This is a genomic window from Actinosynnema sp. CA-299493, from assembly GCF_050946825.1.
GTDB lineage: Bacteria > Actinomycetota > Actinomycetes > Mycobacteriales > Pseudonocardiaceae > Actinosynnema.
Genome location: NZ_CP191993.1, coordinates 1176261 through 1190394 on the forward strand (window position 1 = coordinate 1176261; position 14134 = coordinate 1190394).

The 14134-nt window shown below is 71.5% G+C and carries 10 protein-coding genes; 9 read left to right on the plus strand and 1 reads right to left on the minus strand.

Annotation, left to right across the window (positions count from 1 at the left end):
• Nucleotides 1-148 precede the first annotated feature (148 nt).
• The 5 genes from ACQPYE_RS05650 (at nt 149) to ACQPYE_RS05670 (ending at nt 6907) form a co-directional block, all read left to right on the plus strand.
• A complete protein-coding gene (locus ACQPYE_RS05650) occupies nt 149-1372 on the plus strand; it encodes a sensor histidine kinase (protein ID WP_498719693.1) in 1224 nt (407 codons plus the stop codon).
• Nucleotides 1360-2016 carry a response regulator gene (locus ACQPYE_RS05655; protein WP_498719695.1) on the plus strand — a complete coding sequence of 219 codons (657 nt, stop codon included), beginning with the start codon at nt 1360-1362 and terminating at the stop codon, nt 2014-2016. Before ACQPYE_RS05650 ends, ACQPYE_RS05655 begins: the two co-directional genes overlap by 13 nt.
• Nucleotides 2017-2226: 210 nt before the next feature.
• On the plus strand, nt 2227-2835 hold the full coding sequence (locus ACQPYE_RS05660) for a hypothetical protein (protein WP_498719697.1): 609 nt from the start codon (nt 2227-2229) through the stop codon (nt 2833-2835).
• Nucleotides 2832-6032 (plus strand): ATP-binding protein, encoded by a 3201-nt coding sequence (locus ACQPYE_RS05665; RefSeq protein ID WP_498719698.1) that lies wholly within the window; start codon nt 2832-2834, stop codon nt 6030-6032. Before ACQPYE_RS05660 ends, ACQPYE_RS05665 begins: the two co-directional genes overlap by 4 nt.
• A gap of 212 nt (nt 6033-6244) precedes the next feature.
• A complete protein-coding gene (locus tag ACQPYE_RS05670; protein ID WP_498722845.1) occupies nt 6245-6907 on the plus strand; it encodes a DUF4097 family beta strand repeat-containing protein in 663 nt (220 codons plus the stop codon).
• 94 nt (nt 6908-7001) lie between these two features.
• On the opposite strand, the gene ACQPYE_RS05675 is transcribed toward ACQPYE_RS05670, so the two are convergent.
• A complete protein-coding gene (locus tag ACQPYE_RS05675; protein ID WP_498719700.1) occupies nt 7002-7868 on the minus strand; it encodes a hypothetical protein in 867 nt (288 codons plus the stop codon).
• A 238-nt stretch (nt 7869-8106) separates the two neighbouring features.
• On the opposite strand from ACQPYE_RS05675, the gene ACQPYE_RS05680 reads away from it, so the two are divergent.
• From ACQPYE_RS05680 to ACQPYE_RS05695, 4 genes are read left to right on the plus strand one after another with little or no spacing between them, the layout of a single operon-like run.
• Nucleotides 8107-8697, plus strand: a complete 591-nt coding sequence (locus ACQPYE_RS05680; protein WP_498719702.1) for a toll/interleukin-1 receptor domain-containing protein — start codon at nt 8107-8109, stop codon at nt 8695-8697.
• Entirely contained in the window at nt 8697-10310 is a 1614-nt protein-coding gene (locus ACQPYE_RS05685; RefSeq protein ID WP_498719704.1) for a tyrosine-protein kinase family protein, read from the plus strand. The genes ACQPYE_RS05680 and ACQPYE_RS05685 overlap by 1 nt, the downstream gene beginning before the upstream one ends.
• Before the next feature lie 11 nt (nt 10311-10321).
• Nucleotides 10322-10930: a hypothetical protein gene (locus tag ACQPYE_RS05690; RefSeq protein WP_498719707.1), complete on the plus strand. Its 609-nt coding sequence runs from the start codon at nt 10322-10324 to the stop codon at nt 10928-10930.
• Entirely contained in the window at nt 10927-14067 is a 3141-nt protein-coding gene (locus ACQPYE_RS05695) for an ATP-binding protein (protein WP_498719709.1), read from the plus strand. Before ACQPYE_RS05690 ends, ACQPYE_RS05695 begins: the two co-directional genes overlap by 4 nt.
• Nucleotides 14068-14134: the final 67 nt, after the last annotated feature.

Consider the following 14134-nt stretch of genomic DNA (forward strand, 5'->3'; position numbering starts at 1 on the left):
CACCTCGGTGGACAATCCAGCCCACTGGACAACCGGAGTGGTGGTGGCACCACGAGGCCGTCGTCCAGCCGGGCAGGCCACGACGGGCAGCTCGATTCGCGTGCACCACGGGGTTCTGCTGATCGGTTAAGGTTCGGAGGGGGGTGACATGGCACAGGTGCGGAAGCGCCTGCCGGCGTCATTGGACGCTGTCGCGCGCTTGGTCGGCGGCCTCGGCACAGCGCTGCTCGCGTTGACCGTCCTGGTCTGGTCCGGCGTGGTCGCGCTGCTCAGCTGCGTCGGTGTCGGCGTTGTCCTGGTGCCCTCCGCCCTGCGCGTGGTGCGGGCGGTCGCGAACCGGGAACGGGCCCGGCTCGGTGTCCTCGCCCCCGGCCCGGTGCCGCGGCAGGTGTTCGCCGCGCTGCGGGACGTGACCGTGCGGCGTGAGCTGGCCTGGCTGCCGCTGCACGCCACGGTCGGTCTGGCGGCGGGGTTCCTCGGGCTCGCGATGCCGGTCACGATGTTGCAGAACACGACGTACCCGTTCTGGTACCGCCTGCTGCCGCCCGTGGACAACACCCCCAGTTTCATCTTCTGGGACATCTTCTGGGACGTCACCGATCTGACCGGCGCGTTGGTCGTGGCACTGACCGGCGTGTTCTGCGGCGTCTTCGTCGTCGGGCTGGCGCCAGTGCTCGTCCGGGCGCAGGAGTGGCCGGGCCGGCACCTGCTGGCGCCGCCCGCGGGCGCGGACCTCTCGCTGCGGGTCGTCGAGCTGACCGCCACCCGCGCCGCCGCTCTCGACGCGCACGCCGCCGAGCTGCGCCGCATCGAGCGGTCGCTGCACGACGGCACGCAGAACCGGCTGGTCGCCGTGACGGTGCTGCTCGGCGCCGCGCGGCGGGCCGTGGACCGGGACCCGGCCGCGGCCGGCGCCGTGCTGGACCGGGCGCAGGACGCCGCCGAGCAGGCGCTCGCCGAGCTGCGCGCGGTGGTCCGCGGCATCCTGCCCCCGGTGCTGGCCGACCGCGGGCTCGCCGGCGCCCTGGCCGGCCTCGCGGGCAGCTGCGGCGTGCCGTGCGAGGTGGTGGTGGACGTGCCGGGCCGGTGCGCCGCCTCGGTCGAGGCCACCGCGTACTTCGTGGTGGCCGAAGCCCTCTCCAACGTGGCCAAGCACAGCGGCGCCGCGAGCGCCGTGGTGGAGGTGGGCCGGAAGGGCGACCGGCTGCTGCTGAGGATCGGCGACGACGGCCGGGGCGGCGCGGACGAGCGCGGCGGGTCGGGCCTGTCCGGCATCCGCCGGCGGGTCGAGGCGTACGACGGTCGCCTCACCCTGGACAGCCCGCCCGGCGGGCCCACGACGATGCGGGTGGAGCTGCCGTGCGGATCGTGATCGCGGAGGACGACCCGCTGCTGCGCGAGGGGTTGGCGCTGCTGCTGCGCGCCGAGTCGCTCGACGTGGTGGCCACCACCGACACGCCGGGATCGTTCCTGGCGGCGGTGGCCGAGCACGAGCCGGACGTCGCCATCGTCGACGTGCGGATGCCGCCCACCCACACCGACGAGGGAATCGTGGCGGCCGTCGAGGCACGCCGCCGCCGACCCGGCCTCGCGGTGCTCGTGCTCTCGGCGTACGTGGAGCAGGCGTTCGCCACCGAACTGCTCGCCGCCGGCGCCGACGGGCTCGGCTACCTGCTGAAGGAGCGGGTGGGACGGGTCGAGGAGTTCCTGAGCGCGCTGCACCGGGTGGCGGGCGGTGGCACGGCCGTCGACCCCGAGGTGGTGGGCCAACTGCTGGCCCGCAACCCGCACACCAGCGCGCTGGGCCGGCTGAGCCCCCGGGAGCGGGACGTGCTCGCGCTCATGGCCGAAGGGCTGGGCAACACCGCCATCGCCGAGCGGCTCGTCATCACCGAGGGCGGGGTGCACAAGCACATCCGCAGCATCTTCGCGAAGCTCGACCTCGCACCCGACGACCGGGCCGACCGGCGCGTCACCGCGGTCCTGCGCTACCTCAAGGGCACCGGGCCGAAATAACGCCGCCGCACCACCGAGGTTCGGCCGCGATGCGCTCGCTGCGCACGTCGGGGGAAAGACTCCGGGCGCTGTCCGGAGCGGGTGACGTGTCTGGTCCTGGACGGTCCACGTCGTGTGGTTACGATCCGTGGGCCCTCACCCCGGACGGGCGACCGGCCGGCTTCACCGTTGTCGATCGAGGACGCGGATGACCGCGGGAACGGATAGGGGATGTCCGAGGAACGGCTCACCACGCGCGATCGCGCCGCACTGCTCGTGCTGATGGCGGAGGCCCGCGAGTTGACCAACGCCGAGCTGCGGGAACTGGCCGGTTTCACCCTCGACGGGGCCTGTCGTCGCCGCCTCAACGACCTCGGGCTGGTCGTCAGCACCAAGGTCGGCCGCGCCTACGTGCACGACCTCACCGACGAAGGCGCCGTGCGGTGCCAAGCCGAGTTGTCCGCCGCGCGGCCTTCGCGGGCCGGTTATGCCGGTGGAGCCCTCTACGCGCTGCTGGCCGGGTTGCGACGTCACCTGGAGATCACCGGCGGCACCCTAGGCGGGCTCTTCACCCCGGACCTGGGCCACCGGGTCGAGACCGCCTACCGCGTGCTGGCGCCACGTCCCGGTGACGCGGTGCCCCTCCGCGCGCTGCGCGAACACCTCGACGACGTGCCGACCGACCGGCTCGACCGGGCACTGACGGCCCTGGCGGACCGGACCGACGTCCACCTGCGGGCCGAGGCCGACCAGAAGTCGCTCACCGAGCGGGACCGGCAGGCCGCGTTGGTGCTCGGCGGCAGTCCTCGGCACACGCTGGCGATCGAGGCGACCGGGTGAACGAGGAGCAGCGTCACGCGCTGTCGTCGGTGCAGTTCGGCTGGGCGGTGACACCGGACGACATCTGGAGTCCCATGCACCACCACGTCGACGGGCTGCACCCGCACGCCGTCGACGGCATCACCCGGGCCGTCGCCGCGGCCGGACGACGTCCGCAGGCCGGCCCCATGGGCATCGTGCTGCGGGGCGAACGCGGCGTGGGCAAGACGCACATGCTCGGCTGGCTCCGGCAGCACGTGCAGGGGGAGGGCGGGTCGTTCTTCCTGCTCAAGCTCCTCGACGGCCACTCGTTCTGGGCGGGTGCGGTGCACGGCGTGGTCGGTGGCCTGCTCGACCGCCAGGGCGGGCAGTTGGGGCGCCTGCTCGGTGGACTCGCCCGCCTCACCGGCCAGGACCGGGAGACGAGCATGCGCCTCACGGGCACCCTGCCGGTGCGCAGGCAGGACGTCGAGGCGTTGCTCGACGGGCTGCGCCTCCTCGACGCCCAGGTCGCCGTCGAGTGCCAGGACACCCTGCGGGCGCTGGTCCTGTACCGCGCGAACGGCAAGGCGTGGGAAGCGGGCAACGCCTACCTCGTCCTGCCCGAGGGCGTCGAGGCCGCCGACCGGGTGGAGTGGGGGTTCCGCGTCCCGACCCGGTCGCCGCAGCTGCTGCTCGGCGACCTGTCCAAGGTCTTCGCCCTGGTCGGTCCGGTCGTCATGGCCGTCGACCAGGTCGACAGCGTCATCACCCAGGCCGCCGACCCGACGGGGGAGGAGTCCCTGGTCGACCGCCTGGCCGACGGGCTCATGCGGGTGCGCGAGGAGACCAGGCGCACCATCGTGGTGGTGGCCTGCCTGCCGCGCTCGTGGGACCTCATCGAGCACCACGCCGTCAACTCCGCGGCCGACCGGTTCCGCGTGCTCGACCTGCGCACCGCCATGCCCAGCACGGCCGTGGCCACCGCCATCGTGGAGCGGCACCTGGCCGGCCACTACGGCGAGATCGGGTTCACCCCGCCGCACGCCACCTGGCCCGTCCACCCGTCGGCGTTCGCCGGGCGGGACGTGGCCCACTGGACGCCCCGCCGGCTCCTGCAACGCGTGGACGAGCACATCCGCCGGTGCCTCGCCCACGACGCCGTCGAGGAGCTGGAGGACTTCACCGCCATGGCCGAGCCCGTGGGCCGGCCGACGGCGGCGCCACCGGCAGCGGATGAGCTCGACGCCCTGTTCGACCGCCTGCGCGACGCCGCCGACGTCCTCGCTCCCCTGGACCACCAGCGGGAGGACGAGCGCATGCAGGCCCTGCTGGGAACCGCGCTGCACTGCTTCGTGCTCGAACGAGGCGCCGACGGCCCGCCGCTGACCGTCGACGCCTCGCGCGGCGGCAACCCGTCCCTGCACGCGCGGCTGCGCCTCACCGTCGACGAGGCCGGCGAGGGCGAGGTCCACTGGAGCTTCCGCGCCATCGCCCACACCAACGCCCGCGCCGTGCTGGCGCGGCTCAAGTCCGCCCAGCTGGAAGCGGAACTCCGCCGGGGCGACGACAAGCGCCACCTGGTCGTGCTGCGCAACACGGCGTTCTCCGGCGGGCCCGCCACCACGGCGGCGCTGGAGGCGTTCCGCGCCGACGGGGGCCTGGACCTGCCGATCGGCGAGAGCGACCTGCGCCTGTTCAGCGCCCTGGAGAAGATGCGCGACCAGTCACCGCCGGGGTTCCTGCCGTGGCTGCTCGCCCGCCGCCCCGCGACGTCCTCGCGGCTGCTGACGAGAGCGCTGGCGGACCTCGACCACTTCGTGACGACGTCCGTGCCGCGGGTTCGTCATGACGACCCCGACCCGGCGCCGGAGTGGCCGGGGGTCAGCGGCACGCTGTCCGACCTCGCCGCCGACCAGCCCACCACCTCGTCCGAGGAGGAACTCGTCGCACCGGCGGAATCCGCCGCAGGGGAACCGGCCACCGGCGAGCCGAGCGTGCGCCTGGGCACCGGCATCGTGACCGGCACGCCGTTCACGGTCCCGCTCGCCCTGCTGCGCAAGCACACCGTCGTGTTCGCGGGCAGCGGCTCGGGCAAGACCGTGCTGCTGCGCCGCCTGGTCGAGGAGGTCGCCCTGCAAGGGGTCTCCTCGATCCTCATCGACACCAACAACGACCTCGCCCGGCTGGGCGATCCCTGGCCCTCCCCGCCCGCTCTCTGGGAACCCGGCGACGCCGAACGCGCTGATCGCTACCTGCGCGACACCGACGTGGTGGTCTGGACACCCCGGCGCGAGGCGGGCAGGCCGCTCACCCTCGACCCGCTGCCCGGCTTCGACCACGAACCCGACGACCCGGACGAGTTCCGCACCGCGATCGACGCGGCCGTGGCCGGGCTGGTGCCGCGCACCAACCTGAGCGGGCGCAAGGCCACCACCACCGGCCGAGCCGTCCTCACCCAGGCCCTGACGCGCTTCGTCCGCGACGGGGGCGGTGAGCTGCGGGCCTTCCTCGCGTTCCTGGCCGACCTGCCGTCCGGGGTCAGCACCGTGCGGGACGCCACGCGCCTCGCCTCCGACATGGCCGACGGCCTCGAAGCCGCGAGGATCAACGACCCGGTGTTCGGCGGTGCGGGGGAACGGCTCGACCCCGGGGTGCTGCTCACCCCGCCTCCCGGCAAGCGGGCCAGGGTGTCGGTGATCAGCTGCATCGGCCTGCCCAACGACGACCAGCGCCAGACCTTCGTCAACCAGCTCCAGCTCGCCCTGTTCTCGTGGATCAAGCGCAACCCCGCCAGGGACCGGCCGCTCGGCGGGCTGTTCGTGCTGGACGAGGCCCAGACGTTCGTGTCCTCGCGCGCCACGACCGCCTCCACCCAGAGCACGCTGACCCTGGCGTCGCAGGCGCGCAAGTACGGGCTGGGCATGGTCTACGCGACGCAGGCGCCCAAGGCACTGCACAACGTGGTCTCGGGCAACGCCGCGACCCAGTTCTTCGGCCTGCTCAACGCCCCCGTCCAGATCCAGGCGGCGAGCGACCTGGCGCGTGCCAAGGGCGGGCGCATCGACGACGTCTCCCGACTGCCCGCCGGTCAGTTCTACGGCGCCACCGAGGGCACCGGGTTGTCGAAGGTCCGGGTGCCGATGTGCCTGAGCCACCACCCGCCCACGGCGCTGGCGGAGGAAGAGGTCCTGGCGCGGGCGCAGGCGTCGTCGGTGGGTGCGCGGAGCTTGACCTGATCGAGTCATCGGGGTGAGCCGGCAGCGGTGAACGGAGTGGTGTCGGCGGCAGGTGGTGTCGGGACGTGCGTGTCAGGAGCGCGTCAGCACGGTGGCTGTCCGGTGTCAGGACGGCGGGCGATGGTAGGTCCGTGATCAGGACACGGATCGCAGTCGGTGCCACCGGATCCGTCCCCGGCAGGGGGATGGCCGACGAAGTTCAGGAGAACGCCATGCAGAAGTTCGACACCCCCACCCCGATCTCCGCCGTTCTGGACATCCCCGCCGGGCGGGTTCGGGTCATCGCCGCGGACCGGGAGGACACCGCGGTCGAGGTTCGGCCGGCGGACGCGTCGAAGGGGCGCGACGTGAAGGTGGCGGAGCAGGCCACGGTCGAGTACGCCGACGGCGTCCTGCGGGTCACGGCCTCGGCGAAGAAGCAGTACTTCGGCCCTTCCGGGGCCGTCGACGTGACGATCCACCTGCCCGCCGGGTCCAGGGTCGAGGCGACGTCGGCCGGTGCGGAGTTCCAGGCGACCGGGCGGCTCGGTGAGGTCGCGGTCAACGGCGCGTACGGGTCGGTCGCGCTCGACGAGGCCGCGAGCGCCCGGCTGACCTTGCTCGGCGGCGACGTCACCGTCGGCCACTTGGCCGGTCCCGCCGAGATCAGCACCAGCAAGGGCGACATCCGCATCACGGAGGCGGTGGCCGGCGTCGTCGTGCTGCGCACCCAGGCCGGCGACGTGTCGGTCGGCACCGCCGCCTCGGCGTCCCTGGACGCCGGCACCTCCCACGGCCGGATCCGCAACGCGCTCAAGAACACCGAAGGGGCCGCCGCTCGGCTCGCCATCCACGCGACCACCGCGTACGGCGACATCACGGCCCGCAGTCTGTGAGCAGCAGCCGACCCGCTCGGCCACGTCAGCCCCTGGTGGGACTCCGTGGCCGAGCTTCCGGCTCGGGTGGCGCGTCCGATCAGCGGTCGGCTCGTCAACGGTCGGCTCGTCGGCGGGCCGCGTCGTCGAGCAGGGCGCCGACGGTGCGGCGGGAGGTGCCGGGGGTGGTCGGCGCGGTATCCCGGTGGAAGCGGTGCAGCAGGTTCATTCGCAATCGGGCGGTCTCGCCTCGGACGACTCGTTCGACGACCCGGTTCTTCTCGGCGGTCGGCAGGGCGGCCACCCAGGCGGTGAGGGTGGCGGTGGGTTCGGTGAGCGGCGGGCTGGTCACGGCGGCGGTTGCCAGCAGGTCGTCGTCCAGGCGGAGGAAGTCGGAGAGGGCGCGCTGGGCCTCGGTGAGCGTGGTGAGCCCGGGCGGGACCGGCGGTTCGAGGTTGTCGTCGGCGTCGCGGTCGAAGGCGTCTTCGTCGCGTTCCCAGGTGCCGTAGGCGGCGAGCCAGGCGAGGTAGAGCGGGCGGAGGTCGCCGGTGGCCAGTTCGGCGCGGACGCCGACGATGGTCGACAGCAACGTCCCGGTGTCCTCATCGGAGTCGACGTCGATGTCGACGTCGTCATCGGAGTGGTCCTCGTTGACGAAGTCGAGCACGACGGACTCGCCGGTGGTCCAGGCGGCCAGCCGATCGTCCACGCAGTACTCGTCGACGACCTCGGGGTCGAGCAGGTCGCTCGGCAGGCGGAACATCACCCGGCGCGTGCCCCAGTTCGTCACGTGCAGGTGGGCGTCGTAGTAGTGCTCCATCCACAGGTCCGTGTCGCCCTTGAAGTCGCCCCAGTGGTACTCGTTGACGAAACCTGTGGCGGTGATCGTCGCGCGGGTGGACGCGGTGCGGATCTCGGCCTGTTCGTCGGCGTTCAGCGGGCGGTCGATCGCCAAGAACTCGTAGTACTGGTACTCGCTCACTGTCCGTCCAGTCGTTCGATGGGGTCTGTGGGCCGCCCGGCGGCATGCGGGTGAAGGTAGCGGTAGGGCGGTGGGGGATGTGGCACCGCGGGGGACGTCCACGCCCATGCCCTTTCGCACCGTGAGGCGCGTCGTCGGCGGCGTGGACCCGTGTTTGTCCACTTTTTGGCCCGCCGGGAACTGATTGCCCACTTTTTTGTCTGTTTTTCGCGCGCGATTGCTGCATATCATCTGCCGCGTGTCCGGCTACAAGTTCGATTTGTTCATCAGTTACGCCCGTCGCGGCAGCGTCCAGAAATGGCTGCTGAACCACTTCCACCAGAAGCTCCTGGAGTGCTTGGCCGACCAGTTGGCGCCGACGCCGACGGTGTACGTCGACCGGACGATGTCGCGTGCCGTGCACTGGCCGGCGGACCTGCGGCACGCCTTGCGGCACAGCAAGATCATGATCCAGCTGCTCACCCCCCAGTACTTCCAATCGGCGTGGTGCATGGCCGAGTGGCACAGCATGTTGGAACGGGAGAGGTGCCTGGGGCTGACCGATCTGGACAAGCCCCAAGGGCTGGTCTACCCCATTCTCTACTCGGACTCGGACAACTTTCCGCTGGAGGGGAAGGTGCGCGGCTGGGTGGATTTCAAGGAATTCGCCTACCCGGATCCGGTGTACCAGCAGACGCACGAGTTCATCCGCTTCCACCGCGAGGTCAACAAGCTGGCCGGTGACCTCGTCGCACTGCTCCAGCAAGTGCCGCCCTGGCGACCCGACTGGCCGGACGTCGATCCGCCCGATCCCGTGCTGGCCCCCACACCCCCGATGCCGAGGTTCTGATGACCACCGGAACCGTCATCACCTTCTACTCCTACAAGGGCGGGGTCGGGCGGAGCTTCACGTTGGCCAACGTCGCCGTGCTGCTGGCCCGTTGGGGCTACCGCGTGCTCACCATCGACTGGGACCTCGAGGCGCCTGGCCTGCACCACTACTTCAGGCCGGTGATGTCCGAGGAACCCGAAGGCGGGGTGATCGACCTTGCCCACGACTTCCTCGCGGGCGCGGAAGGCCCCCGGCCGCACGCCGTCCGGATCGACGTCGAGGGCAACACCCTCGCGCTGCTGGCCGCGGGCCGGGACGACGACTCCTACATGAGCCGGATGCAGGGCATCGACTGGGAGGACCTCTACCGGCGCGGGTTCGGCGCGTTCCTCGAGCGCTGCCGGGAGCGGTGGACCGAGGACTACGACTTCGTGCTGATCGACAGCCGGACCGGCATCTCGGACATCGCCGGCATCTGCACCGCGCAGCTGCCGGACCGACTGGCCGTCGTGTTCACCGCCAACGAGCAGAACCTCAAGGACGTCGTGGACGTCGTGCACCGCGCCGACAGCGCTCGGGACCGCCTGCCCTACGACCGACCGCGACACCTCGTGCTCCCGATCCTGTCCCGGCTGGACACCTCGGTGGAGTACGAGCGAGCCGAGCAGTGGCGCAGGAAGTGCGCCGAGGTCGTCGCGCCGTTCTTCCGGAACTGGCTGGTCAAGAGCGTGCCCGAAGACCGGATGCTGCGGCACCTGACGGTGCCCTACATCTCCTACTGGAGCTTCGGGGAGCAGCTGTCCGTGGTGGAGGAGCCGATCCCGTCGGCGGGACAGGTCTCGTTCGCCCTGGAGACGGTGGCGTCCGTGCTCGCGCAGCAGTTCGACCGCACCGACCTGCTCGACGACAACAGGGACGCCTACGTGGCGGCGGCACGTGACCGCCGCCGGGACTTCGACCTGGACCTGCTGGTGTCCAGCCCGCGCTCCGCGTTGCGCACCGCGGACCACTTGGTCGAGGAGCTGCGCGTCCTCGGCCTGCGGGTCGAGCGGTCGTCGTCCGGTGATCTGGAAATCCTCGACAAGACCAGTGAACTCGCCGAACACCTGTGCCTGGTGGTGGATGGCAGCTTGAGCCGCTGGCAGGTCACGGAGGTCGAGCGCTTCCTGCGGCACACGATCGGCCCGGACGGCGGTCAGCGGCGGCTGTTCTGCGTGCTGACCGACGACACCGACCCCGCGAACCTGCCCGGCTTCCTGCGCAACCTGCGCCACTGGCGGTTCGAGCCCGGCGTGGCACGGGAACTGCACGACCTCATCACCGGCGCGCCCGTCGGCGACGTCGACCGGGACCGGGAAGCGCTGCGGACCGCGGCGTCCGCGCTGCGCGCCGTGCCGGAACGGCTGCCGTCCGCCGGGCGGTTGTCGCTGGTCGAGCAGACCGTGCGGGAGATGTCCACCGCGTTGGAGGACGGTGACCTCGCCACGCTGCGGGATCTGTCGCTGATTCTCGGTGTGCTGTCCAAGTCCCAGCCGGACGGCGGCTGGTCCACGCCGTCGCTGGGCCTGCACGCCCTCATCCAGACCCTCCTTGAGCGGATCGATCGTCGGATCGACGCGTCCACCAACTGAAAGGCGGCACCATGCCGGAGAAGTACGGGATCCACGAGCAGGCTGCTCTGTTCGTGCTGGCGAGAGAAAACCGCGAGGTGCCGAACACGGAGCTGACGAAGGCCGGCATCAAGCTCAGCCCGGCCGGTCGCACCAAGTTGAACAAGGCCGGCCTGATCCGGTCCGATCTGGACACCCGGCCATACGTGCACCGGATCACCGAGGAGGGCATCCGCTGGCGTGAAGGTGCGCTGGTCGCCGTCGAGGCGCCTGCGGGGTCGGGACCTTTGGTGCGGGAGATGTTCGCGCTGTTGAGGAGCTTCGTCCCGCTCCTCCGTCGGCACGGCATCAGCCTCGCCGACATCTTCCGGGCCGGTGACGACCTGGAGTCGGTGATCCGGGCCGCCTACCTGGCCCTGTCCGTCAAGCCGCAGGACTGGGTCCGGTTGGCCAAGCTCCGCCCCGAGCTCAACGGCGCGGACAAGGACGAGGTGGACGCGGTCCTGTTGGAGATGGTGAAGACCGGCTCCGTCCACCTGGCCCCGGACTCCAACCGCAAGGTGCTGACCGAAGCCGACCACGCCGCGGCGCTCCGGATCGCCGGCGAGGACAACCACCTGGTGGCGATCGAGGAATCATGAGCGAGCAACAGCGCAAGGCACTGGCCGCACTCCGCTTCAACTCGGCGTTGACGCCGGACGACGTCTGGCAAACCCCGCCGTCCCACGTGGAGGGGCTGCACGCGAAGGCGGAAGCCCGGATCCGGGCCGGTATCGCGGAAGCCAGGAGGAGCACCGGTCCCAGCCCCATCGGCCTCGCGATCCAGGGGCGCAAGGGGGTGGGCAAGACCCACTTGCTCGGCTCGGTGCGCCGCATGGTGCAGCGCGAAGGCGGCTACTTCTTCCTGGTCGAGCTGACCACCGGCCAGGAGTTCTGGAACGACGTCGCCGAGGCGATGCGCAGCGAGCTGCGCCGCGCCACGGACGACGGCGAGCTGCAGCTCACCGTGCTGCTCCGCCAGTTGTGCGAGACGGCGGGCGTGCCCACGTCGGTGGCGCGGGCGATCACGGGCGAGACGACGGTGACCCCTCAGGACCTGACCGTCCTGCTCAACCACCTGCGCGGGGTGGACGGCCGGATAGCGATCGAGTGCGCCGACACGATCCGGGCGCTGGTGCTCTACGCCTCCGAGCACGCCGACATCGGCTTGACCCACCTCCAGGGTTTGGCGGAGGCGGGCGGCGTTGCTCGGGACTGGGGTCTGCCGCCGAGGTCGAAACCACCGCAGACGCTGGTGCGGGACATCTCCCGGGTGCTGGCGCTGACCGGCCCGTGCGTCATCGCCGTGGACCAGTTGGACACCCTGGTCAACCTCGACCAGGAGTCGATCGACGCGAAGGTGACGAACGCCGAGCTGAAGGGGGAGCTCGCGCTCATCGCCGACGGGTTGATGAAGGTCCGGGAGAAGACCAGGCGGACGCTGTCGATCGTGGCCTGCCTGCCCAACACGTGGAAGATGTTGCACGACATCGCGAGCGACACGGTCACCGACCGGTTCACCGAGATCCCGTTCCTGGGCTCGATCGTGGACCCGGCACTCGGCCGCGCGCTGGTGGAGAAGTGGCTCGGAGTGGTCTACCAGCGCATCGGGTTCACCCCGCCCTACCCGACCTGGCCGGTGGCGCCGGAGGCGTTCGGTGCGGGATGGGCTGTCACCCTGACCCCTCGCGTGCTGCTCAAACGCATCCACTCGCACGTCGAGTCCTGCCTGTACGGCGACATCCGGGAGCTGGGCTCGTTCACCGAGGGGCCGATCGAGCAGCCCCCGCCGCCCGACGACGGGGTGGAGCCGGACTACTTCCAGGAGCTCGACACCCGGTTCGAGCGGTTGCGGGAGAAGGCGGAGGTGTCGGCGGCCGAGTTGAAGCAGCACAACGAGGACGAGGTGATGCCGGCGTTGTTGCTGGCCGGGTTGAAGTCGTGGATCAACGAGGTCGGCAACGACGACATGGCGTGGCAGGCCGAGCAGCTCCACGGTGGTGGCGACCTGCACGCCCGGTTGCTCCGCACGCTGAACGAGGACCTGGACACCGACGAGCGGTGGGGGTTTCGGCTCATCGCCAGCGCCCACGGCCGCTCCGTGCTGAACCGGATGCGGAAGGTGCGGGACACGGCCCGCTTCGGCACGCACAACCGGCACCTGGTCCTCCTCCGCAACAGCAGCGGCGGGTGGACCGGCAAGGTGACCAGGACCGAGGTCGCCGAGCTGGAGCAGGCCGGTGGCCGGTGGGTCGAGATCGCGGACGAGGACCTGCGCACGTTCAGCGCGTTGAAGGAGATGCTGTCCTCGCAGACGCACCAGTTGCTGTCCTGGTTGGTGGCGCGCAAGCCAGCCAGTCGGACGACGTTCCTGCGGGAGGTGCTGCCGGGGTCCGACAGGTCCGGGTCCGACCGGTCCGCGGCAGGGCACCAGGAGACCCGGCCACCGCCCGTCGGGGAGACGGAGACGGAGACGGAGCCGGAGCAGGTGGCGGTGCCGCGCGAGCCGCTGTCGCCGACGGAGATCGTGCTCGGCATGGACGGTGGGATCAGGATCGAGCTGGAGTCGTTGCGCAAGCACGCCATCGTGTTCGCGGGGTCCGGCAGCGGCAAGACCGTGCTGCTGCGGCGGATCGTCGAGGAGTGCGCCCTGCGGGGGGTGTCGGCGATCGTGCTGGACCCGAACAACGACCTGGCACGGCTGGGTGACGCGTGGCCGGAGCCGCCCGAGGACTGGTTGCCGGGTGACGCGGACGCCGCCGCCGAGTACCTCGCGAACACCGAGGTGGTGGTGTGGACGCCCGGTCGCACCAGTGGCCGGCCGTTGAGCTTCCACCCGCTGCCGGACTTCGCCGAGGTGCGCGGGGACGTGGACGAGTTCGCCGCCTCGGTCGAGGCGGCGCTGGCCCGACTGGTCCCGCACGCCAAGGCCGGCGGCGACTCGAAGTCCGCCGCCCGCAGCCGGGCGGTGCTGAAAGAGGCGCTGACGCACTACGCCCGCTCGGACGGTCGGGACCTGTCGGCGTTCATCGAGGTGCTGGACGACCTGCCGGAAGGGGTGAGCAAGCTCAGCACCGCCCGCGCGACGGCGGCGGACCTGGCGGAGACGTTGCGCGCCGCGATGGTGAACGACCCGCTGCTCGGCGGCACGGGCGAGCCGACGGACCCGGCCGTGCTGCTCACCCCGACGCCGGGCAAGCGGGCGCGGATCTCGGTGATCAGCTTCATCGGGCTGCCGTCGGAGGAGCAGCGGCAGGGGTTCGTCAGCCAGCTCCAGCTGGAGGTGTTCGCCTGGATCAAGCGGAACCCGGCGGTGGACCGGCCGCTCGGCGGCCTGGTCGTGATGGACGAGGCGCAGACGATCGCGCCGTCCAACGGGCAGACGGCGAGCACGCGGACCACGATCCTGCTGGCCTCGCAGGCCCGCAAGTACGGGTTGGGCCTGCTGCTCGCCACGCAGGCGCCGAAGGGCGTGCACAACCAGGTCGTCGGCAACGCGACGACGCAGTTCTTCGGCCGGCTCAACAGCCCGGCGCAGATCGCGGCGGCGACCGAGATGGCCAGGGCCAAGGGCAGTTCGGTCGGCGACATCTCGCGGTTGGCACGAGGTCGGTTCTACGCCACGGGGGAGGACTTCGGGTTCCGCCTGATGCGGACGCCGCTGTGCCTGAGCCACCACCCGCCGAGCCCGCTGCGGTTGGAAGAGGTGCTCGACCGGGCGCGCGGAGGAAGGGACTGACCGCCGGCACGACAACGCGCTCCCCGTCCGAGCAGGTGGGGAGCGCGTTGTCCGTGCCGGCGGTCAG

Coding starts and splice junctions, on each gene's coding strand:
- ACQPYE_RS05650 (WP_498719693.1), top strand. CDS start 149: ATGGCACAGGTGCGGAAGCGCCTGCCGGCGTCATTGGACGCTGTCGCG.
- ACQPYE_RS05660 (WP_498719697.1), top strand. CDS start 2,227: ATGTCCGAGGAACGGCTCACCACGCGCGATCGCGCCGCACTGCTCGTG.
- ACQPYE_RS05670 (WP_498722845.1), top strand. CDS start 6,245: ATGCAGAAGTTCGACACCCCCACCCCGATCTCCGCCGTTCTGGACATC.
- ACQPYE_RS05685 (WP_498719704.1), top strand. CDS start 8,697: ATGACCACCGGAACCGTCATCACCTTCTACTCCTACAAGGGCGGGGTC.
- ACQPYE_RS05690 (WP_498719707.1), top strand. CDS start 10,322: ATGCCGGAGAAGTACGGGATCCACGAGCAGGCTGCTCTGTTCGTGCTG.
- ACQPYE_RS05695 (WP_498719709.1), top strand. CDS start 10,927: ATGAGCGAGCAACAGCGCAAGGCACTGGCCGCACTCCGCTTCAACTCG.